Origin of the sequence: Sphingomonas citri (assembly GCF_019429485.1) — a bacterium.
Taxonomy (GTDB): domain Bacteria; phylum Pseudomonadota; class Alphaproteobacteria; order Sphingomonadales; family Sphingomonadaceae; genus Sphingomonas; species Sphingomonas citri.
Genome location: NZ_JAHXZN010000001.1, coordinates 76,312 through 96,704, shown reverse-complemented (window position 1 = coordinate 96,704; position 20,393 = coordinate 76,312). Strand labels below are relative to the sequence as shown.

Sequence of the window (20,393 nt, the reverse complement as noted above, 5' to 3'; positions counted from 1 at the left end):
GGGCGCGAGAGGGAGGCACGGACATGGACATGGGTTGGATGGTGCCGGTGGGGATCGTCACCGCGGTGAGCGCCTCGCACGCCTTCCGCACCTGGGTGCGCGCGCGCCACGGCTATCCGCTCGACGACGACCGGCGCGGACGGCGACGCCATGGCGCGCAGGCGCTCGCCGGCGACACGATCGGCGCGGACCGCAGCGTCGCGCTGCTCGAGGCCGAGAACGAGCGGCTCACGGGCAAGATCGGCCGATTGGAGGAGCGGATCGCGGTGCTGGAGCGGATCGCCACCGATCCCGCGGTGCGCACCGCGCGCGAGATCGAGGCGCTGCGCGACCGCTGACGCCATAACGGGAGGAACACGCCATGTGGTTCGAACAGCTCAACGGTTTCACCCTCTTCATGCTGGCCTTCGTGGTGATCGGCCTGCCCGTGATCCTCGGGGTCGGCGGCGAGATGTTCCGCCGCTGGCTAACCCACAAGGAGCGAATGGCGCAGGTGCTGACCGAGGCGACCGCGGAGAGGGCCGCGCAATATGCGGCGCAGACCGAGCGTCTCGAGGCACGCGTCCGCGTGCTGGAACGGATCGCCACCGACCGCGGCGCGGACGTCGCGGCTCAGATCGAACAATTGCGCGACGATCGGCTCAACTGAGCCGCGCGCCACGAGGGAGAGTAAGATGGGTCCGTTCTCGATGGTCGTCGCCATCGTCTTCATCCTGATGATCGGCCGCGTGCTGCAGGAACGCTACCGCGCGATCGGCCGGGTGCGCGACGGTGACGGCGCCGGTTACCCGAGCGTCGACGTCGCCCGCTCGCACGACGAGGTGCGTCAGCTCAAGGAGCGCGTCGCCGTGCTCGAGCGCCTGATCACCGACAACCACGGTCGCGCCGATCTGGAACGCCAGATCGAGCAGCTGCGCGACCGCTGACCTCAACCCGCACGGAGACGGCAGCCATGTCCGATCCCACTTTCTACCTCAGCATGGCCGCGACCGGGCTCGCCGGGCTGGCGATGCTGATCTACGCAGCGCTCAACGGCTGGCGCGGCTGGCTCCAGCTCCAGCACGAGCAGCTCGGTCACGACCGCCACGGGCAGGCCCCGGCGCCCGCCAGTGCGGGCGCGCGCATCGAGATCGCCGATCTCAAGGAAAGGATCCGCAAGCTCGAGGCGATCGCGGCGGGGGTGGATCTCTGAGCGGTGGAGCTCTGGGCGGTTGCGGCACGCGCACGCGGCGGCTAGCCCCCGCTCGATGACCGACACCGCCCCCACGCTCGACGCGATCCGCGAGGAATATGAGTTCGTCGAGGGCGATGACCGCTACCGCCTGCTGGTGGAACTGGGACGGTCGCTCGAGCCGATGCCCGCCGCGCTCAAGACCGAGGCGACGCTGGTGCGGGGCTGCTCCGCCTCGGTCTGGGTCTATCCGACGGCGGCCGGGGACGGCACGCTCCACTTTCTCGCCGACAGCAATGCCGCGATCACCAAGGGGATCATCGCGCTGGTGCTGCTGACGGTGCAGGACCGCGCGCCGGGCGAGATCCTCGCGACCGATATCGAGGGCGCGCTGGCCCCGTTCGAGCTCAAGGCACAGCTGAGTTCGAACCGGACTCAGGGCATACCGAACATGATCGCGCTCATCCGCGAGACCGCGCGGCGCTACGCGTGAGGCGAGCGGGGGGCGCGGGCGGCCCTGCCGTACTCGCCCTCCTCCTCTCCGTCGTCGTCCAGAACTCGTTCCTGGATCCACGACGCCGCCCTCGCCTTTCTCCTCGGCTCCGTCATCCTGAACTCGTTTCAGGATCCATCGGCCCGCAGGCGCCGCCACCGCCGAGTGAGCGGCGACGTGGATCCTGAAACGAGTTCAGGATGACGGAAAAAGGGGGCGACCACGTGCTCCCCCGCCGGCGCTCTCACCCCTCGCCGCGCAGTCCCGCCGCCAGCGTGGCCACGTCGGCACCCGCCTCGACCAGCCGCCACCGATCCGGCGCGCGCGTGTCGACCAGGGTCACCGCGCCGCGCGGGCACACCCCGAGACAGCGCACCTCGACCACGCCGAGCGCCGCCTTGCGGCCCTTGCCCAGTCCCGGCTCGTCGCGCAGCGCCCTGGCGAGCGACCTCTTGCCCTTGCGCCCGAAGCCGCCGCCCAGCTTCTTCGAGCATTTGCCGCAGACCAGCAGCGCGCCGCCCCAGCGCGCGCGCACCTCGTCCCTCACGCCTCCGCCCGCGGCTTCCAGGTGCGCGCGTCCTCGGCGGCGCGCAGCACCTCATAGGCTGCCTGGATCGCCTGGAAGCGCTTGGCCGCCTCGGCGTCGCCAGGTCGGACGTCGGGGTGGTTCGATTTGGCGAGCCGGCGCCACGCCAGCCGCACGTCGTCGAAGGACGAATCGACTTCGAGCTCCAGCACCTCGAGCGCGCGCATCTCGTCGCGCGAGCGCGTGCCGTCGCCCGGCCCCGCCCAGGCCTGGTGGCGCGACTGCTGATACCCGCCGGCGTCGCGGCGCTCGTCGGCCTCGCGCGCCGCCGCCTCCTCCGCGGAGAGGCCCTCGAAATAGTTCCAGCCGCGATTGTACTCGGCCGCGTGCGCTTGGCAGAAGTACCAGCGATCGGGGCTGTTGGGCGACTTGGGCGCGGGACAGTCGCCCGGCTCCTCGCAGCCGTGGCGATCGCACAGCCGCACGTTCGCTGCCTCGCGGCCCGCGCCGTAGCCGCGCCAGCGCGGGAAGCCCCAGTCGTTCGAGCGGGTGGGAGTACGTGCCATGCGCCCCGGCACATAGGGGCCGCCGCCGCGCGCGCCAAGCGAGCGCGGCGGCGAAAATGCCAGGGAGCCTGTAAGCCGGGTTCTGTCCATCCCTCTCGGGACTGGGCGACCATTCCTCTCGGCGCGCCGTCGCCGACGCGCTCCAGCAACCAACCCGGGCGGCGAGCGGGAACACGCCCCGGACGCGCGAACGCGCCCATGCCGCCCCTATTCGGTCTTGCTCCCGGTGGGGTTTACCGTGCCACGACCGTTGCCGGCCGCGCGGTGCGCTCTTACCGCACCCTTTCACCTTGGCCCGGCCGAAGCCGTGGCCGTCTGCTCTCTGTTGCACTGTCCCTGACCGCGGGCTCGCGCCCTTGGCCGGCGGGCGTTACCCGCCACCGTCGTTCCGTGGAGCCCGGACTTTCCTCGGCACGCTCACGCGTGACGCGGCCGCCCGGCCCCCTGGCGCCGCCGCCCTAGCGGCTGCGGCGGCGCGTGGGAAGCGTCAGTCGTCGCCGCGCGGCCGCGGCAGCAGAAGCGCGAGCAGGATCATGCGGCACTCGGCGTCGATCTCGCCGTCGATCAACTCGGGGCGGAAGCGTCGCTGGAACGCCATGATCGCCGCCATCCGGTCGGTGACGTCATAGCCGAAGCGCTCGAGCGCGAGGCAGAAAGCGGGCTCGCTCCAGAACGGGTCCATCAGGTTCTTGGTCGGCCGCGGCAGCGCCAGCCGCAGCCGCGCCAGCCGGTGCCACGGGAACAGCTCGCCCGGATCGCGCTTGCGCGCGGGCGCGACGTCGGAATGGCCGACGATGTTGCCGCGCGTGATCTCGTAGCGGTCCTTCAGGTGCGCGACGAGCCGGATCACCGCGTCGACCTGCGGCTCGGGGAAGGCGCGATAGCCGAACTCATGCCCGGGGTTGACGATTTCGATCCCGATCGCGGCCGAGTTGACGTCGTCCACGTCGCGCCAATGCGACGCGCCGGCGTGCCAGGCGCGCTTGTCGTCGTCGACGAGTCGCAGGATCGTACCATCCTCGTCCACGACATAGTGGCTCGACACCTCGGCCGCGGGGTCGCGCAGCCGCGCGATCGCCGCCTCGGCGTTGCGCATGCCGGTGTAATGGAGCACGATCATCGAGATCGGCAGCTTGCGCTCGTTAAAATTGGGCGACGGCGCCTCGACACATCTCATGCTCGTCGCTCACCCTTCGCCGCCGTCCGGATCGTCACGATCGCCACCCCCAGCATCGCCACCGCGCCACCGGCCACCATCGGCCAGGTCAGCAGCGTGCCGAACCAATAGGATGCGGCGGCGACGCTGACCACCGGCGCGGCGAGCGTCAGCGGCGTGACGGTCGAGACCGGGTGGCGCTGCAACAGCCACATCATCGAACCGTGGCCGAGCACGGTCGAGCCGATGCCGGAGAAAGCGATCGGCAGCAGCGCCGCGATCGGAGTCCGCGGCAGTCGCGCGATCGCGCCCGGCTCGAACCACCACGACGCCGCGGCCAGCGCCAGCGTCCCGAGCAGGCCGATCCAGGCGTAGATCGTCAGCACCGGCACGCCGACGAGCCGGCGCTGGATCAGCGAACAGATCGCCCAGACCAGGCTGCTCGCCGCGGTCAGCGCCAGCCCCAGCCCCTCGCGCGCCGCGGCGGGATCGAACACCAGCAGCCCCACGCCGGCGAAGGCGAGCAGGATGCCGATCACGCGCGGGGCGTGGATCCGCTCGCGCAGCACCGCGATCGCGAGCAGCAGCGAGAAGGGCACGCCGAGCTGGCCCGCGATCGCCAGCGCCCCGACATTGTCGGACACCGCCAGGCTGAGATTGATGAAGACGTAGAACAGCCCGCCCGAGAGCACGCCCAGCGCGAACAGCGGCACCATCTTGCCCGGCACGACGCGCAGCGCACTGGCGCAAACCAGCAGCACGATCAGCTGGCGCAGCATGCCCGCGGTGATCGGCGGAACCAGCACTACCGCCTCCTTCACCGCGACGATGTTGAGCCCCCATAGCAGGTTCATCATCACCACCACGGCGAGATCGCGGGCGCCGAACGTGCTGGTGGTGGTCGGGGCGGCGCTGCTCACGCCCCGCCGAATCGCGGACTTAGCGAGCGGTGTAAAGCCGCTCCGGCGTGTCGGGTGCACCGACGCGCTCATAGAAGCCGCGGGCGCGGCGGCACGGGCGCAGTCGCTCCGACTGACCGATGACGGTCTCGCCCGCGCCGAGCAGCAGCACGCCGCTCGGTTTGAGCGCGGCGGCGAGCCGCTCCAGCACCTGCTCGCGTAGGTGCGGCGCGAGGTAGAACAGCACGTTGCGGCACAGGATCAGGTCGAACAAACCGGCCGGCGCCGGGTCGGTCACCAGATTGTGGCGGCGATACGCGATGGTTGCGAGCAGCTTGGGCTGCGCCACCCAATGATCGTTCGGAGCGCTCTCGAACCATCGCATCATGCGCCGGATCGGCAGGCCGCGCTGGATCTCAAACTGGCTGTAGCTTCCCGCGCGCGCGCGCGCGATCGCGGCGGCGGAGACGTCGGTGGCGACGATCTCGGGCACCGGCCCGCCCGCCTCGGCGAACAGCATCGCGAGCGACAGCGGCTCCTGGCCGGTGGCGCAGGCGGCGCACCACACGCGTGCGGGCGCGGGCTGCTCCTGCACCAACTTGGCGGCAGCCTCGATCACGCCCGCGTCCCGGTAGAAGCTGGTCTCCTGGTTGAGCAGCGAGTCGACGATCCGGTCGGCGAGTGCGGTGTCGTGACGTTCCATCAGCCTCGCCGTGAGTTGTTCGACCCGATCGAGCCCGAGCGACTGGAGCAAAGGCTTCAGCGCCGCGTCGAATTTCCAGCTGCGGCCGGCGGCGATGCGCTGGCCGGTGCGCGCCTCGAGCAGCGCGGCGAAGACCTGTGCCGAGCCAGCGTCGATCGTCGGCTGTCCCTGCGCCGCCGCGCTCACCGCCCGCCCCCCGCCGCGATCGTCGCGCCGAGCTCGGCGGGCGACATCACACCCTGCGCCAGGCCCGCCTTGGCGACCGCGCCCGGCATGCCCCACACCACCGAGGTGCCGCGGTCCTGCACCAGCACGGTGCCGCCGGCGTCGCGCACCGCGCGCGCGCCCTCGAGCCCGTCGCGGCCCATGCCGCTCAGCACGATCGCGAGCAGGCGTGGGCCGTAGACCGCGGCGAGGCTCGCGAACATCGGATCGACCGAGGGCAGGTTGCCGGTCGGCGCGGGCGCCTGTGACAGCCGCGTGGCCGCGCTGCCGTCGTGGAGCGCGTGAGCAATCAGGTGCGCGTTGCCCGGTGCGATCACCACCTCGCCGGCGCGAACGCGGCCATGGTCCTGCGCGATGACACTCGGCCGCTTGGCCGACACGCCGACCTGCGCGGCGAAATAGGGCGAGAAGGACGGCGGCAGATGCTGTGTCACCAGGATCGGCTGGGTCACCGCGGCTGGCACCTCGGCGAGCAGCGAGGCGAGCGCGTGGATGCCGCCGGTGGAGGCGCCGATCGCGATCGCGTCGAAGGCGGGCGCCGCCGGCACGAGCGGCACCGGGGTGACCAGCCGGCGCGCCGGCTCGGCCAAGGCGAGTGGCCCCGCCGGCGCGATAGGGGCGGCGAGCACGTCGAGCCGTGCCAGCAGCGTGTCCCCGAAACGGCTGGCGAAGGCGCCCGCGACGGGCTTGACCAACGTGTCGGCCGCGCCGAGCGCGAGCGCGCGCATCGTGACCTCGGCGCCCTCCGCCGCGGTGCTCGACACGATCAGCACGCGCGCGCCGGCGCCGGCGACGAGCAGCTGCGGCAGCGCATCGATCCCGCTCTGCCGCGGCATCTCGAGGTCGAGCAGGATCACGTCGACCCGCTGCGTCGCGAGGAAGGCGAGCGCGCGCGAGGCGTCGCCGACCGCGCCGGCCAGCTCGAACCGGCCGCTCGCCTCGACGTAGCGACCGAGCGCGGCGCGCGCGACCGCCGAATCGTCGACGATCAGCACGCGCGGCGGCGCGCCGCGCGGCGGGGCCAGAGAGGACGCGAACTGCGGCATGGCAGCGATCGGCGCGGGTGCGGCGGGCGCCGGCGTCAGGCGACGCCGACGATCTGGAGCTTGCTCTGCAGCGTCTCGCGATCGAACGGCTTCATCACATATTCGTCGGCGCCGGCCTCGATCGCCGCGCGGATGTGCGCCATGCCGTTCTCGGTGGTGCAGAACACCACCTTCGGGCGCGCGGGCAGCGACTCGTCGCCGAGCGCGCGAAGGAACTCCATGCCGCTCATCACGGGCATGTTCCAGTCGAGCAGGATGACGTCGGGGCAGGAGGCGCGGCAGGCGGTGAGCGCCTCGCGGCCGTCGCCCGCCTCCGCGACGGTGAAGTCGAGCGTCTCCAGGATATGCCGGGCGACCTTGCGGATCACCTTGGAGTCATCGACGATCAGGCAAGTCTTCATGGGGCGGTCCTGCGATACCAAGCGTGGCCTGCTTGTGCCGCGCGAGGGGTAAGTTTGACGTTAACGGCGCGGCGAAACTTGTCGGGAGCGCACGGTCATCGGGAGTCGTATGGATGATCCCACCGATCCACTTTCATCCGCCATCCCGAACCTGATTCGATATCCATGCTCCCGAACTCAGAAGGTTCATCGGATGAACCGGGGACGCTCGCCCCTTGCTAGGCCCGGTCAGGTCAGCGCACTGGCGCGCGCGACCAGCCGGTCGACGTCGAGCGCCAGCAACGTCTCCTGCTGCCCCTCGCCGATGCCGGTGACGAAATCCCACTCGCCAGCGGTGTCCAGCCCCGCCGGCGCAGCGCCGAGCTGGAAGGTGGAGACGTCCTCGAGCGAGTCGACGGCGATGGCGTAGAGATGGCCGTCGACGATCGTCGCCACGGCGCGGCCACCCTCGCGACGCTTCTCCTCGGGACAGCGCGCGACCCCGAGCAGCGTGCGCACGTCCAGCACGGTGGCGACCCGGCTTCGCATCGCCGCCAGCCCGATCACCGCGGCGGCGGCACCGGGCGCCGGCACCACCGCGCCGACCTCGACCACCGAGTCGACTCGCTCCGCGTCGAACAGCACGCCACAGCCGCCGATCCGCGCCACCAGTTGCAGCGATCCGATCATGCGCGATGCTCCTTCAGCGCGGCGATCAGCGCGCCGCGATCATATCGGTAGAGTGGCTGGCCGCGCGAGCGGCTGAGCCGCAACGCGGGCACCGGCGCGCTGTCGGCTTCCTCGTCGATCGCCAGCGCGATGGCGGGGCGCTCGCCCGGGTTGATCGCGCGGACCACCCGGTAGCCGGCCTGCTCGATCGTCGGCTTCAGGAAGGCTTCCATCCACGCCCCCTCGCTGCCGTGAAGCAGGCAGAGCGGGCGCTCGGCCGCGACGGGCAAGGCGGCGAACAGCGCGAGCGGGTCGACCAACTCGATCGGCTCGCCCGCGATCACCGCCAGCCCCGCGATGGTCCCGTGCGGATCGGCGGCAGGTGCCAGCTCGTTGGGCAGCGGCACGATCTCGACCGCCTCCTCGACGGGATAGGCGAGCTCGAGACCGTCCGCTTGGAGCCGCAGCACGGTCCGCACGGTGTCGGCGACGACACCCTGCCCCGCCCAGACTGGCACCGAGCGGCCGTCGATCGTCAGCCAGGTGCCGCCCGCGAGCGCGCGCACCGCACCGGCGGCGACCTTCTCGATCCGGTCGACCGCGTCGGACACGATCAGGCGGCGCTCGCCATCGACGTCGAGGAACAGCAAGGCGCGCACCGGCTCGACCGCGACGGAGGCGGAAGCCTGCGCCTGGGCCTGCTCGAAGGTCAGCCCCGCCTTGGCGGCGATGCCGGAACAGTCGAGCAGCAGGATCGGCAGACCATCGTCGGGCAGCATCTGCCCGGCGTAGATGCCCGCGCGCATCACCGCGGGCGCGGCGGGCTTGACCACCAGCTCCTGGGTATCACGCACGCCGTCGAGCGCCAGCGCGAAGCGGCCCTCGCGCAGCGAGACGATGGCGAGATAGCGCGGCGGCTCGGCGGGCGCGCGATCGAGCAGGTCGCCCAGCTCGACCATCGGCAGCCGCTGCCCGCGCAGCAGCACGACCGATCCCGTACCGACGCGATCGACCCGCACCGCGCCGCCGTCGACCGCGACGATCTCGTCGACCGACTGGCGCGGCACCGCGAAGCGCGTGCCCGCCGCGTCGACCAGCACCGCGTTGAGGATGGCGAGCGTCAGCGGCACCTCGAGTGAGACGGTGAGCCCCTGCCCCGGTCGGTTGACCAGCGAGATGCGCCCGCCGGCCTGTTCGACATTGGCCTTGACCACGTCCATGCCGACGCCGCGGCCCGACAGCGCGGTGACCTCGTCGCGCGACGACAGGCCGGGCTCGAAGATCAGCCGCAGCCGAGCCTCCTCGTCGAGCGCGCGCAGCTCGGCGGCGCGCGACGGCTGGTCGCGCAGGATCTTGGCGACGAGCCGGTCGGTGTCGACGCCGCGGCCGTCGTCGACGATGTCGATGATGATGAGGTTGCCCGCCTGGCGCGCGACCACGCGCAGCTCGCCGGTGCCGGGCTTGCCCGCGAGGATGCGGTCGGCGCGGTCCTCCAGCCCGTGGTCGACCGCGTTGCGGACGATATGGACGAGCGGGTCGCGCAGCAGCTCGATCATCTCGCGGTCGAGCTCGACGTCGCCGCCCTCGATCACGAGCGTCACCGACTTGCCGAGCGACGCGGCGGAGTCGCGCGCCAGCCGCGGCAGCGCCGAGAACAGCGCCTCGACGCGCTGCATGCGGGTGCGCGTGACGGTGTCGCGCAGTTCGTCGACCGAGAGGCTTAGCCGCTCGAGCATGGCCTCCAGCCGCGGGTCCTCGATCAGGCGCAGGTGGCGCGCGAGCTGGTTGCGCGCCAGCACCATGTCGGACACGCCGCTCATCATGCGGTCGAGCAGGTCGACCGAGAGCCGCACCGAGCGCTTGTGCCCGGCGCGCTGCGCGGTGGCGGAGAGCGCAGCGGGATCGGGCAGCGTCGGCGCGCTCGGGGCCGTCGGAGTGGGCGTGGCGGCGGCGGGCACGGCGTCGAGCGCGGCGATCAGCAGCGCCTCGCCGCCGTCGTCGAGCGACTCGCCCGCGTCGATCGCCTCGACCAGGTCGCCGATCCGGTCGATGATAGCGAGGATGGCGCTGACGAGCGCACTGTCGGGCACGCGGTCGCCGCTGCGGACGGCGGCGAGCGCGTCCTCGGCGGCGTGGCTGAGCCGGGCGAGCCGCGGCAGGTCGAGGAAGCCGCAGCTGCCCTTGATGGTGTGAACGAAGCGGAAGATCGAGTCGAGCCGCGCGCGATCACTCGGATCGGCTTCCCAGCCGACGATCTCGCCCGAGAGCGCCTCGAGCGTCTCGCGCGTCTCGGCGATGAATTCCTGCAGCAGATCGTCCATGCGGCCCCGTCGCGTCCTGTCGGCGAGCGGGGCATGGCACGGCGGCGGTTAAAAGGGTGTTTACTGAGGGTGCGCGGCACCGCCCGGAGGAGCGGCGCCGCCGAAGGAATTACTTGAGCTTACCGGTGAGCAAGCCCACCTCCGCCGTACCATCGCTGAACTTGAAGTCTGCGATAAGAGCGATCTCCTTACCGCCTGGTCCGAAAAGGCGGCCGCGGAACTCGCCGGAGATCTTTCCGTCTTGGCTCTTCAGGGAACCGGTGAGATGCTTGCCCGCGTCGATGGCGCCGTTCAGCTGATACACCTTCGCGGCTTTATTCTCACCGACCCTCGGGATGGTGCCGCTGATGGTGCTCTTCGAAAAATCGACTGTCAGCGGCGCCGACTCGACGCCGTGCTTATCGTTTTCGCTCTCGTCAATCAGTGCCAAGTAGGTGCGTACGTCTGCCCCGCCAAGTTCCGCCGGGTTCGTCGGATAACCGAAGAGAAATCCACGGCCCTGCTTCGAATCGTCGTAGAAGGCGGTCGCAATGAAGCTACGGTCGACTTTGAAATCGATCTTATCGTAGGTGTAAGTCCGCGCCGGCGAGGGCGACGGCGAGGGAGGCGGCGCGACGTTCTTGCTGCTCGCCGTATCAGACGTCTTCGTCCCCGTGCCGTCATCGCCGCAGGCGCTGAGCATCAGCGTCAGCGTCAGCGCCACCGCGGTCATCGTCCGTCGCATCATCGAATAGCCCGATAAAAAATCGTACATCCTCCGATCGGATGCACGATCATTCCATGGCGTTTCCGGTTCGTTCCGGCGTCGCGGTCGGCACGCCGGGTCGTTAGTTTCAACGCGATATTTCGATGATTTGACGAGCAGAACCGCCACCGTGAGGCAGCCCGATCAGCTCACCTGTTCGGCAGCGCCGCGCCGAACAGTAAGGTCCCGTCGACCGCGTCGCTGACCATCACCGAGCCGCCCGCCTCGGCCGCGATCGTGTTGACCAGGAACGCCGCCGCTGCCCGCGGGGTGATCGCCGCGCCGTTCGCGCCGTCGGTCAGCGTGGTGCGCAGCTCGGGGTCGAGCACCAGCCGCGGGCCTTCGGCGCGCAGCACGATCTCGGTCGTCTCGGCGCTCTCCTCCACCCCGATCGTCACCGTGCCGCCGCGCACCAGCGTGTCGCCGGCGATCAGCGCGAGGTTGAGCAGCACCTTCACCGCCGCCTTGGGCAGCTCGGGCTCCTCGATCAGCCATTGCAGCTGCAGCCGCTTGTTGTCGCCGAGCAGCCCCTCCACCGCCTGGCGCGCCTCGCGCACGTCGACGCGCTCGCCGAAGCCGCCCGCCGCGCCGAACGCGAGGCGGAAGAACTTGAGCTTGTTGGCGGACACCCGCGCGCTCTCGTTGAGCAGCTCGAGGCAGCGCGCGCGCATCTCGGGATCGGTCTCGTCGTTGAGCAGCTCCAGCCCGTTGTTGAGCGCGCCGACCGGCGACAGCAGGTCGTGGCACAGGCGCGAACACAACAGGGAGGCGAAGTCGACCGGGCTGATCGTCATGTCGGGGGATTACTCCGCGCGGGGGGCGTCGCCGCCTTGTGGCGGGTCACCGCCGCCTTCGCAACCGCCGTCGCGCATCTTCACAGGCTCGAAGCGGCCATGGAGCACGCCATCCTCGATCGCGCGCCACGCCGTGACCTCGCCCCCCGCCACGATGAGCCACAGGCTGCCGTCGGGTACGGCGTCGGCGGCGTCGCGCGGCGAGGGACGCGCGTCGCCGCTCGGGTGCGAGTGATAGTGGCCGAGCACGGCGGGGCCGCCGGCGCGCGCCGCGCGGTGCGCCGCGAGCAGCGCGGCGGGATCGAGCTCGAAGCGCACCGCCGGGGTCGCGGCAACGTTGCGGCACGGCGGCGCCCGCTCCACCCGCTCGCCGCGGCCGAGCAGCAAGCCGCAGACCTCGTCGGCGCTGCCGGCCGCGGCGGCGACCAGTTCGTCACGCAGGCGGATTGAAATGTCGATCATCGTCGCCACATAGCATGAAGCAATGGACCGGGGGGTTTCCATCATCTCAGCGACGATCGCGCCGGCCGCCGACGGCTGGCGGCTGGATCGCGCTCTCGCCGACGCCGTGCCGACGCTGTCGCGCGAGCGGCTCAAGGTGCTGATCAACGCCGGCCAGGTGACCCAGGACGGGGCGGCGGTGCGCGATCCCTCGCGCAAGTCGCATGCCGGCGACGCTTATGCCGTCATGGTCCCGGCCCCCGCCCCGGCGCACAACGAGGCGCAGGATATCCCGCTGGTGGTCGCCTACGAGGACGATCATTTCATCGTGATCGACAAGCCCGCCGGCTTGGTCGTGCATCCCGCAGCGGGCAATCTCGACGGCACGCTCGTCAACGCGCTGCTGCATCATTGCGGTGGCTCGCTCTCCGGGATCGGCGGCGTGGCGCGGCCGGGGATCGTCCACCGCATCGACAAGGACACGTCGGGGCTGATGGTCGCGGCCAAGACCGACCGCGCGCACGAAGGGCTCGCCAAGCAGTTCGCCGCGCACACGATCGATCGTCGCTACCGCGCGATCGTCAACGGCTGGCCGATGCCCGCCGCGGGCAGCGTCGACGCGCCCCTGGCGCGCTCCGCCGCCAACCGCAAGAAGGTGGCGATCGTCGCGGGCGGCAAGCGCGCGGTCACTCACTACACGCTGCTTCAGCCGCTACGGGATGCCGCGCTGGTCGAGTGTCGGCTCGAGACCGGACGGACCCACCAGGTGCGCGTCCATATGGCATCGCTCGGACATGCCTTGCTGGGCGACCCGGTCTATGGTAGAACGAAACAAGCACATCGCGGCGTGATCGAAACGCTCGGTTTCCGCCGCCAGGCCTTGCACGCCGCCCGCCTCGGGTTCATCCACCCGATCACTGGCGACGCGCTGTCGTTCGACAGTGCGATGCCGCGGGACATGCAGGAACTGTTCAGTCAGCTCATCGTATAGGTGCGAAGCGCGCATCGTCCGGCACTTGGCTGGGCATCGCCGCGTTTCCCGCCAGGAAGGGAGATCAAGGATCATGGCAGCACGCAGCAACGTCCCGGCGACGATCCCTGCGCTCGGCGGGGAGCAGAGCCTCAACCGCTATCTCGCCGAGATCAAGAAATTCCCGATCCTGGCGCCCGAGCAGGAGTATATGCTCGCCAAGCGCTTCCAGGAGCACGGTGACACCGAGGCGGCGGCGCAGCTGGTCACCAGCCACCTTCGCCTCGTCGCCAAGATCGCGATGGGCTATCGCGGCTACGGCCTTCCCGTCAGCGAGCTGATCTCCGAGGGCAATATCGGGCTGATGCAGGGCGTGAAGAAGTTCGAGCCCGACCGCGGCTTCCGCCTCGCCACCTATGCGATGTGGTGGATCCGCGCCTCGATCCAGGAATTCATCCTGCGCTCGTGGAGCCTGGTGAAGATGGGCACCACCGCGGCGCAGAAGAAGTTGTTCTTCAACCTGCGCCGCATGAAGGCGCGGCTCGACGCTTTCGAGGACGGCGACCTGCGCCCCGAGGACGTGCAGAAGATCGCGACCGACCTCGGCGTCACCGAGGCCGACGTGGTCAGCATGAACCGCCGCATGGCGATGGGCGGCGACACCTCGCTCAACGTCTCGATGCGCGAGGACGGCGAGGGCCAGTGGCAGGACTGGCTTCAGGACGACGCGCCGCTGCAGGACAAGGTCGTCGCCGACCAGCAGGAAGCCGACGTGCGCCACGACATGCTGGTCAACGCGATGGGGGACCTCAACGACCGCGAGAAGCACATCCTCACCGAGCGGCGTCTCACCGACGATCCGAAGACGCTGGAGGAGCTGAGCCAGGTCTATGGCGTCAGCCGCGAGCGCGTCCGCCAGATCGAGGTGCGCGCGTTCGAGAAGCTCCAGCGCGCGATGATGCGGCTGGCGGGCGAGAAGCGGCTGCTGACCGCCTGACGTGGCGCGCGGCGCGGATGCGGTGATCGTCGGCGGCGGGGCCGCCGGCATCGCCGCGGCGCGTCACCTTCACGACGCCGGCCGCGACGTGCTGCTGCTCGAGGCGGGCGACCGGCTCGGCGGGCGCGCGCACAGCATCACGATCGGAGGCGCCAACGTGGATCTCGGCTGCGGCTGGCTCCACTCCGCCCGACGCAACCCGTGGACCGGGATCGCGCGCGCGCGCGGCTTCACCGTCGCCACCGACACCGCGCGTTGGGGGGAGCAGTGGCGCGACCTGGGCTTCCCGCGCGACGATCACCGTGCCGCCAACGCCGCGCGCGAGCGGATGACCGCGGCCGCGCACGCCTTGGCGACGGCGCCCGATCGCGCACTGGGCGCGGCGGTGCCGTCCGACGAGCGCTGGCGGCCGCTGCTCGACGCCATCTCACGCTTCGCCAATGGCGCCGCGATCGACGATGTCTCGCTGCACGACTGGCTCGCCTACGAGGATGCCGCGACCGAGGACAATTGGGCGGTGCGCGAGGGTTATGGCACGCTGATCGCGGATCATGCGCGCGGGCTGCCGGTGCGGCTCGGCTGCGCGGTGACGCGGATCGACCATCGCGATACGCGCGTGCGTGTCGAGAGCGCGGCCGGGACGATCGAGACCGAGGCAGTGGTCGTCGCGGTCCCGACACCGGTGCTGGCGCGCGGCGCGATCGTCTTCGATCCACCGCTGCCCGAGAAGGTCGACGCCGCGGCCGGGCTGCCGCTCGGCGTCGCCGACAAGGTGATGCTGCGCGTCGATCGGCCCGACTGGCCTGCCGACTCGCACCTGATGGGCAATCCTTATTCGGCCGATACCGCGAGCCATCGCCTGTCGCCCTTCGGCTACCCGCTGATCGAGAGCTTCCTCGGCGGCCCAACCGCCGACGAATTGGAGGACTCGAACGCCGCTGCCGCCTTCGTCGTCGACGAGCTCGTCGCGCTGCTCGGCGGTGAGTGGCGGGCGCGGCTCCATCCGGTGGCCGCGACCCGCTGGCGGCACGAACCGTGGATCGGCGGCAGCTACTCGCACGCCGCGGTCGGCCACGCCGGTGCGCGCGTTGTGCTCGCGGCGCCGATCGATGCGCGGCTGTATTTCGCGGGGGAGGCCTGCTCGCCGCACGATTTCTCTACCGCGCACGGGGCATATGCGACGGGGATGGCGGCGGCGCGGGCGATCCTCGGCGAGGTGTGACGCCGTCCGCAAACTGAGAGCCTCGTCTCCGCGCTTCTCACCGCCACGCGCGCCCGCTACCACGCGTCGCATGTTCCGCCTGCTCCGGCTTCTGCTTAAGCTCCTCCTCGGCTTCGTCCTGGTCTCCGTCGCCTGGGTACTCCTCTATGCCGTCGTGCCGGTGCCGTTCACGCTGACCATGGCGGGCGACCTGTTCGCCGGACGCGGCGTCACCAAGGAGTGGCGTCCCCTCGCCGCCATCGACCCTGACATGCCCCGCGCGGCGATCGCCGGCGAGGACAGCAAGTTCTGCACGCACCACGGCTTCGACTGGGGCGCGATCGCGGGCGCGGCGATGCACAACGCCGAGGGCAAGCGCATTCGCGGCGGCTCCACCATCAGCCAGCAGACCGCCAAGAACGTCTTCCTGTTCCAGGGTGGCGGCTATGTCCGCAAGGCGCTGGAAGCGTGGTTCACGCTCCTGATCGAGACGATCTGGGGCAAGCGCCGGATCATGGAGGTCTATCTCAACGTCGCCGAGACCGGGATCGGCACCTACGGCGTCGAGGCCGGCTCGATCCGCTACTTCCGCCACTCGGCCGAGCGGCTCAGCCCGATCGAGGCGGGACGGATCGCCGCGGTGCTGCCGCTGCCCAAGAAGCGCGCCGCGATCGACCCGAGCGGCTTCGTGCGCCGCCACGGCGACCGGCTAGCACGCTACGTCGGGGTGGTGCGCCGTAACGGGCTGGACGCGTGCCTGCGATGAGGCGGGCTTGGACGCTTAGGCGCGGCCTTGGCCCACCTCATCGCCGTCACCCCGGACTTGGTCCGGGATCCACCGCGCCGCACTCCCGGGACCCGAGGTGCCCGCGACTCGGCGGATACTGAAACAAGTTCAGGATGACGCTGGTAATTGAGGCGCGGTCACGTCTCAGAGCCGCCACCGTTCCGTTACTTCGCGGCGCGATCCACCGCGGCGCCCGCCTTGTCGGCGGTGTCGCCGACGCTCTTCGCCGCCGAGGTGATCGCGTTGTTCTTGGCGACCTCGCTGTCGTTGCGGACGAGCAGCAGATAGGCGCCGACGATCACCGCCAGCAGCACCGCCAGCCCGATCAACACGCCACCGCCGCCACCGCGGCGCTCGATCACCGTCGTGTGCGGGGTCTGGGTCACGCGGTCGTCACTCATGGCATCCTCCTCTCACCGAAGTGAGCGGAGGAATGCGAGCGGCGGGCGGTTGTTCCCGCCGCGCAACGGTCCGACTGTCCCGCCTCAGAACGGCAGCTTGAACCCCGGCGGCAACGGCAGCCCGCTGGTCATCTTCGACATCTCGGTCGAGGAGACCGCGTCCGCCTTGGTGCGCGCGTCGTTGAACGCGGCGGCGACGAGATCCTCGAGCATCTGCTTCTCAGACGGAACGATCAGCGAGTCGTCGATCGCGACGCCGATGATCCGCCCCTTGGCCGAGGCGCGCACCTTGACCAGGCCGCCGCCGGCGACGCCCTCCACCTCGATCGTGTCGAGGCTCTCCTGCGCCTTCTGCAGCTCGTTCTGGACGTTCTGGGCCATCGCCAGGATATCGTTGAGATCCTTCACGTGATACTCCGCTTGGCTGGTTTGGGGTCGATCAGTTCGGCCTCGGGGAAGGCCTCGAACGCGGCCGCGACGATCGGGTGCGCGCGCGCGGCGTCGTGGCGCGCCTGCACCGCGTCCTGCTCCGCCTCGAACATCGTCGGCGCGCCGGGCGCGTCCGCGACCGCGATCTTCCACGGCATGCCGGTCGCCTCGCGCAGCACCGCGGCGAGTTCGGTCAGCGTGTCGGTGGAGAGCGGGCGCGCGCCGCTCAGCACGATCTCGGGCGGCGCGTAGCTGACCAGGCTGGCGCCGCGCTTGAGCCGGACGAGCAGCTCGAGCTTGTTCAGTTCGTCGAGCAGCGCGAGCACCCCCGCGAACTCGCTCGGTACGCGGTCCGCCGGGGACGGCGGCGCGGGCGGCGGCACCGGTGCGACGGCGGCGGGCGCGGGCATGGTTCCGCTCGCGAGCCGGCGCGCCAGCTCGCCCGGATCGGGCAGCGTCGAGGCGTGGATCGCGCGCAGCAGCGCCATCTCGGCGGTCTCGATCGGCAGCGCGGCGCGCTGCACCTCCTCGTGCCCCTTGAGGAACAGCTGCCATAGCCGATGGAGCAGCGGGAACGACAGCTTGTCGGCCCAGTCGCGATAGGCGCCGCGCTCCTCGGCGGGCTGCGCCATATCGTCTGGTGCGCCGACCTTGACCTGGGTGACGCCGTGCACCGCCTCGAGCAAGGCGCGGATCACGCCGAGCGGGTCGACGCCGAGGTCGTACTGGCGGCGCAGGGCGGCGAGGGCGCCCGGCGCATCGCCCGCCAGCACCAACCCGAGCAGGTCGCGCACCGCGCTGCGATCGGAGAGGCCGAGCATCTCGCGCACCGCGTCGGCACTCACCCCGCCGCCGGCGAGATCGGCGTGCGCGATCGCCTGGTCCAGGATCGACAGCCCGTCGCGCGCCGAGCCCTCGGCGGCGCGCGCGATCAGCGCCAGCGCCTCGGGCTCGGCCTGCGCGCCCTCGGCCTCGACCACGCGCGCGAAATGCTCGGCGAGCAGTGTGGCGGGGATGCGGCGCAGGTCGAAGCGCTGGCAGCGCGACAGCACGGTGACCGGCACCTTGTTCACCTCGGTGGTGGCGAACAGGAATTTCACATGCGCGGGCGGCTCCTCCAGCGTCTTGAGCAGCCCGTTGAAGGCCGCCTTCGACAGCATGTGGACCTCGTCGACGATGTAGATCTTGTAGCGCGCCGAGACCGCGGCGTAGCGCGACGCCTCGATGATCTCGCGGACATCGTCGATGCCGGTGTGGCTCGCCGCATCCATCTCGATCACGTCGATATGACGCCCCTCCGCGATGGCGCGGCACGGCTCGCACACGCCGCACGGGTCGATCGTCGGGCCGCCCTGCCCGTCCGGGCCGACGCAGTTGAGCGCCTTGGCGATCAGCCGCGCGGTCGAGGTCTTGCCGACGCCGCGGACACCCGTGAGCAGGAAGGCGTGCGCGATACGGTCGCGCCTGATCGCGTTGGCGAGTGTCTGCACCATCGCGTCCTGACCGATCAGTGCCTTGAACGACTGCGGACGGTATTTGCGCGCGAGCACGCGATAGGGCTGTGCGCCCGCGGCGGGCGGCGGGGTCTCGAGATCGAGGGATTCGGCCATCGCCGCAGGATATAGGGCGTGGGGTCGCGCTTGTCGAAGCATGCGGGCGCGGTGAGGCTCATGCCGGCGCGCCGGTCATCGCCAAGCGCGCAACAAGGCCGCGCGTTGGGTCGGTGGTGTACCGACCCCGCACGCACGATGGTCACCGTGGCGCGGCGAAGCGCGCCTTGGCCTCACCCTTGGCCGAGCGCCTCCGCCACGACGCGGTTGACGATCCGCCCGCCGCGCACGTTGACGCCCTCCATCAGCCCGGCGTTGGCCTCGGCCGCGGCATAGCCCTTGTCGGCCAATGCCAGACCGTACGGCAGCGTCGCATTGTTGAGCGCGTGGCTCGAGGTGAGCGGCACCGCGCCGGGCATGTTGGCGACGCAATAATGGATCACGCCGTCGACCTCATAGGTCGGCTCGGCATGGGTCGTGGCGTGGCTGGTCTCGAAACAGCCGCCCTGGTCGATCGCGACGTCGACCAGCACCGCGCGCGGCTTCATCAGCGCCAACATCGGACGGGTCACCAGCTTGGGCGCCGACGCGCCCGGGATCAGCACCGCGCCGATCACCGCGTCGGCTTCCGCCACCTCGTGCTCGATCGCTTCCAGCGTCGAGACGCGGGTGCGCACGCGCCCGCCGAACAGCTCGTCCAGCTCGCGCAGCCGCGGGATCGAACGGTCGATCACGGTCACCTCGGCGCCGAGCCCGACCGCCATGCGCGCCGCATGGGTGCCGACCACGCCGCCGCCGAGCACGACGATCCGTGCCGGCTGCACACCCGGCACGCCGCCGATCAGCACGCCGCGGCCGCCGTTGACCGCCTTGAGCGCGGTGCCCGCCGCCTCGATCGACAGCCGGCCCGCGACCTCGCTCATCGGCGCGAGCAGCGGCAGGTGGCCGCGCTGGTCGGTCACCGTCTCATAGGCCACCGCGGTGACGCCCGAGGCCATCAGCCCCTTGGCCTGCTCGGGATCGGGCGCGAGGTGGAGGTAGGTGAAGAGGATCTGGTCGTCGCGCAGCTGCACCCACTCGCTCGGCTGCGGCTCCTTCACCTTGACGATCATCTGCGCGGTGGCGAACACCTCCTCGGCGGTGTCGACGATCGCGGCACCGGCGGCGCGATAGGCCTGATCGTCGGCGGCGATGCCCGCCCCCGCGCCGGTCTGCACCACCACCTCGTGGCCGCGCGCGACATACTCGCGCACCGCGCCGGGCGTGAGGCCGACGCGATACTCGTGGTTCTTGATCTCCTTGGGTACGCCGACGCGCATGTTCCGGGCTCCTCTATCCTGCGCGCAGGATAACGACGCGACCACGCCGAGTCCGCGCGAAGTGGCGGGGTGGCGGGTGGCTTTCCGCCGACTTCATGCGCAAGGTGGATGCATGTCGCAGGAATCCACCAGTCTCGACCGAATCGACCGCCGCCTGATCGCGCTGCTGCTCGGCAACGCGCGCGCGACCGCCTTCACGCTCGCCGAGGCGATCGGGCGTTCCGCCACCGCGGTGGCGCGGCGGCAGCGCGCGCTGGAGGAGGCCGGCGTGATCACCGGCTATGCCGCGCGGCTTGATCTCGCCAAGCTGGGCTGCGCGACGATCGTCCACATCAAGGTCACGCTCGAGAGCCAGCGCAAGGACGTGCTCGACTCGTTCGAGCAGGCGATCGCCGCGAGCCCGTCGGTGGTGCGCTGCGACCTGATGTCGGGCAGCTACGACTATCTGGTCACGGTGCGCGCGCGCGACCTCGGCGACTTCGCGCGGATCCACCGCGAGGAGCTGTCCCGGTTGCCGGGGGTGACACAGATGGAGTCGGGCTTCGTGCTGCGCGAGGTGGTCGCGCCGCGATTGCCGCTGACGCTGCTGGAGTGAGGGGAGACG

General features: G+C 70.8%; 26 protein-coding genes and 1 other RNA gene. 10 read left to right on the top strand and 17 right to left on the bottom strand.

Going from position 1 to position 20,393, the window contains the following annotated elements; genetic code table 11:
- Positions 1 to 29: 29 nt before the first annotated feature.
- Genes KZ820_RS00555 through KZ820_RS00535 form a run of 5 tightly spaced genes read left to right on the top strand, consistent with a single transcriptional unit; the run spans position 30 to position 1,664 of the window.
- Positions 30 to 338, top strand: coding sequence for a hypothetical protein (locus KZ820_RS00555; protein WP_219748026.1), 309 nt, complete (start codon positions 30 to 32; stop codon positions 336 to 338).
- A 23-nt stretch (positions 339 to 361) separates the two neighbouring features.
- Positions 362 to 649 carry a hypothetical protein gene (locus KZ820_RS00550; protein WP_258047658.1) on the top strand — a complete coding sequence of 96 codons (288 nt, stop codon included), beginning with the start codon at positions 362 to 364 and terminating at the stop codon, positions 647 to 649.
- Positions 650 to 674: 25 nt separating this feature from the next.
- A complete protein-coding gene (locus KZ820_RS00545; RefSeq protein WP_219746800.1) occupies positions 675 to 926 on the top strand; it encodes a hypothetical protein in 252 nt (83 codons plus the stop codon).
- Positions 927 to 952: 26 nt separating this feature from the next.
- Positions 953 to 1,192: a hypothetical protein gene (locus tag KZ820_RS00540; RefSeq protein ID WP_219746799.1), complete on the top strand. Its 240-nt coding sequence runs from the start codon at positions 953 to 955 to the stop codon at positions 1,190 to 1,192.
- Between the two features lie 55 nt (positions 1,193 to 1,247).
- Complete coding sequence (locus KZ820_RS00535; RefSeq protein ID WP_219746798.1) at positions 1,248 to 1,664, top strand: SufE family protein; 417 nt, start codon at positions 1,248 to 1,250, stop codon at positions 1,662 to 1,664.
- A gap of 244 nt (positions 1,665 to 1,908) precedes the next feature.
- On the opposite strand, the gene KZ820_RS00530 is transcribed toward KZ820_RS00535, so the two are convergent.
- The 13 genes from KZ820_RS00530 to KZ820_RS00470 all read right to left on the bottom strand — a co-directional run bounded on the left by KZ820_RS00530 (position 1,909) and on the right by KZ820_RS00470 (position 12,156).
- Entirely contained in the window at positions 1,909 to 2,211 is a 303-nt protein-coding gene (locus tag KZ820_RS00530) for a thioredoxin domain-containing protein (protein ID WP_219746797.1), read from the bottom strand.
- Complete coding sequence (locus KZ820_RS00525; protein ID WP_219746796.1) at positions 2,208 to 2,756, bottom strand: J domain-containing protein; 549 nt, start codon at positions 2,754 to 2,756, stop codon at positions 2,208 to 2,210. Before KZ820_RS00525 ends, KZ820_RS00530 begins: the two co-directional genes overlap by 4 nt.
- Positions 2,757 to 2,811: 55 nt before the next feature.
- Positions 2,812 to 3,204, bottom strand: an RNA gene (rnpB, locus tag KZ820_RS00520) — RNase P RNA component class A.
- Positions 3,205 to 3,243: 39 nt separating this feature from the next.
- Positions 3,244 to 3,933: an N-acetylmuramoyl-L-alanine amidase gene (locus KZ820_RS00515; protein WP_219746795.1), complete on the bottom strand. Its 690-nt coding sequence runs from the start codon at positions 3,931 to 3,933 to the stop codon at positions 3,244 to 3,246.
- On the bottom strand, positions 3,930 to 4,832 hold the full coding sequence (locus tag KZ820_RS00510; protein WP_308462080.1) for a DMT family transporter: 903 nt from the start codon (positions 4,830 to 4,832) through the stop codon (positions 3,930 to 3,932). The genes KZ820_RS00515 and KZ820_RS00510 overlap by 4 nt, the downstream gene beginning before the upstream one ends.
- Positions 4,833 to 4,851: 19 nt before the next feature.
- Positions 4,852 to 5,700, bottom strand: coding sequence for a CheR family methyltransferase (locus KZ820_RS00505; RefSeq protein WP_219746793.1), 849 nt, complete (start codon positions 5,698 to 5,700; stop codon positions 4,852 to 4,854).
- Positions 5,697 to 6,785 (bottom strand): chemotaxis protein CheB, encoded by a 1,089-nt coding sequence (locus KZ820_RS00500; protein WP_219746792.1) that lies wholly within the window; start codon positions 6,783 to 6,785, stop codon positions 5,697 to 5,699. The genes KZ820_RS00505 and KZ820_RS00500 overlap by 4 nt, the downstream gene beginning before the upstream one ends.
- A gap of 35 nt (positions 6,786 to 6,820) precedes the next feature.
- Positions 6,821 to 7,186, bottom strand: coding sequence for a response regulator (locus KZ820_RS00495; RefSeq protein ID WP_219746791.1), 366 nt, complete (start codon positions 7,184 to 7,186; stop codon positions 6,821 to 6,823).
- A gap of 228 nt (positions 7,187 to 7,414) precedes the next feature.
- Positions 7,415 to 7,855 (bottom strand): chemotaxis protein CheW, encoded by a 441-nt coding sequence (locus tag KZ820_RS00490; RefSeq protein WP_219746790.1) that lies wholly within the window; start codon positions 7,853 to 7,855, stop codon positions 7,415 to 7,417.
- Positions 7,852 to 10,155 (bottom strand): chemotaxis protein CheA, encoded by a 2,304-nt coding sequence (locus KZ820_RS00485; protein WP_219746789.1) that lies wholly within the window; start codon positions 10,153 to 10,155, stop codon positions 7,852 to 7,854. The genes KZ820_RS00490 and KZ820_RS00485 overlap by 4 nt, the downstream gene beginning before the upstream one ends.
- Before the next feature lie 109 nt (positions 10,156 to 10,264).
- Positions 10,265 to 11,029 carry a transferrin-binding protein-like solute binding protein gene (locus KZ820_RS00480; RefSeq protein ID WP_219746788.1) on the bottom strand — a complete coding sequence of 255 codons (765 nt, stop codon included), beginning with the start codon at positions 11,027 to 11,029 and terminating at the stop codon, positions 10,265 to 10,267.
- A gap of 20 nt (positions 11,030 to 11,049) precedes the next feature.
- Positions 11,050 to 11,694, bottom strand: a complete 645-nt coding sequence (locus tag KZ820_RS00475) for a histidine phosphotransferase family protein (protein ID WP_219746787.1) — start codon at positions 11,692 to 11,694, stop codon at positions 11,050 to 11,052.
- A gap of 9 nt (positions 11,695 to 11,703) precedes the next feature.
- Positions 11,704 to 12,156: a M67 family metallopeptidase gene (locus tag KZ820_RS00470; RefSeq protein ID WP_219746786.1), complete on the bottom strand. Its 453-nt coding sequence runs from the start codon at positions 12,154 to 12,156 to the stop codon at positions 11,704 to 11,706.
- Between the two features lie 22 nt (positions 12,157 to 12,178).
- On the opposite strand from KZ820_RS00470, the gene KZ820_RS00465 reads away from it, so the two are divergent.
- The 4 genes from KZ820_RS00465 (at position 12,179) to mtgA (ending at position 16,069) form a co-directional block, all read left to right on the top strand.
- Positions 12,179 to 13,126, top strand: a complete 948-nt coding sequence (locus tag KZ820_RS00465; protein WP_219746785.1) for an RluA family pseudouridine synthase — start codon at positions 12,179 to 12,181, stop codon at positions 13,124 to 13,126.
- A gap of 73 nt (positions 13,127 to 13,199) precedes the next feature.
- Positions 13,200 to 14,102, top strand: a complete 903-nt coding sequence (rpoH, locus tag KZ820_RS00460) for an RNA polymerase sigma factor RpoH (protein WP_219746784.1) — start codon at positions 13,200 to 13,202, stop codon at positions 14,100 to 14,102.
- A 1-nt stretch (position 14,103) separates the two neighbouring features.
- Positions 14,104 to 15,324, top strand: a complete 1,221-nt coding sequence (locus KZ820_RS00455; RefSeq protein ID WP_219746783.1) for a flavin monoamine oxidase family protein — start codon at positions 14,104 to 14,106, stop codon at positions 15,322 to 15,324.
- A gap of 70 nt (positions 15,325 to 15,394) precedes the next feature.
- Positions 15,395 to 16,069, top strand: coding sequence for a monofunctional biosynthetic peptidoglycan transglycosylase (gene mtgA, locus KZ820_RS00450; RefSeq protein WP_219746782.1), 675 nt, complete (start codon positions 15,395 to 15,397; stop codon positions 16,067 to 16,069).
- Between the two features lie 185 nt (positions 16,070 to 16,254).
- Here mtgA and KZ820_RS00445 read toward each other — a convergent pair whose 3' ends face one another.
- The 4 genes from KZ820_RS00445 to ald form a co-directional block, all read right to left on the bottom strand.
- Positions 16,255 to 16,491 carry a hypothetical protein gene (locus KZ820_RS00445; RefSeq protein ID WP_132907834.1) on the bottom strand — a complete coding sequence of 79 codons (237 nt, stop codon included), beginning with the start codon at positions 16,489 to 16,491 and terminating at the stop codon, positions 16,255 to 16,257.
- Positions 16,492 to 16,575: 84 nt separating this feature from the next.
- Positions 16,576 to 16,899 (bottom strand): YbaB/EbfC family nucleoid-associated protein, encoded by a 324-nt coding sequence (locus KZ820_RS00440; protein WP_132907833.1) that lies wholly within the window; start codon positions 16,897 to 16,899, stop codon positions 16,576 to 16,578.
- Positions 16,896 to 18,530 (bottom strand): DNA polymerase III subunit gamma/tau, encoded by a 1,635-nt coding sequence (locus tag KZ820_RS00435; RefSeq protein WP_219746781.1) that lies wholly within the window; start codon positions 18,528 to 18,530, stop codon positions 16,896 to 16,898. The genes KZ820_RS00440 and KZ820_RS00435 overlap by 4 nt, the downstream gene beginning before the upstream one ends.
- 173 nt (positions 18,531 to 18,703) lie before the next feature.
- Positions 18,704 to 19,789 (bottom strand): alanine dehydrogenase, encoded by a 1,086-nt coding sequence (ald, locus tag KZ820_RS00430; protein ID WP_219746780.1) that lies wholly within the window; start codon positions 19,787 to 19,789, stop codon positions 18,704 to 18,706.
- A gap of 112 nt (positions 19,790 to 19,901) precedes the next feature.
- Here ald and KZ820_RS00425 point away from each other — a divergent pair, with 112 nt between their 5' ends.
- On the top strand, positions 19,902 to 20,384 hold the full coding sequence (locus KZ820_RS00425; protein WP_219746779.1) for an Lrp/AsnC family transcriptional regulator: 483 nt from the start codon (positions 19,902 to 19,904) through the stop codon (positions 20,382 to 20,384).
- Positions 20,385 to 20,393: the final 9 nt, after the last annotated feature.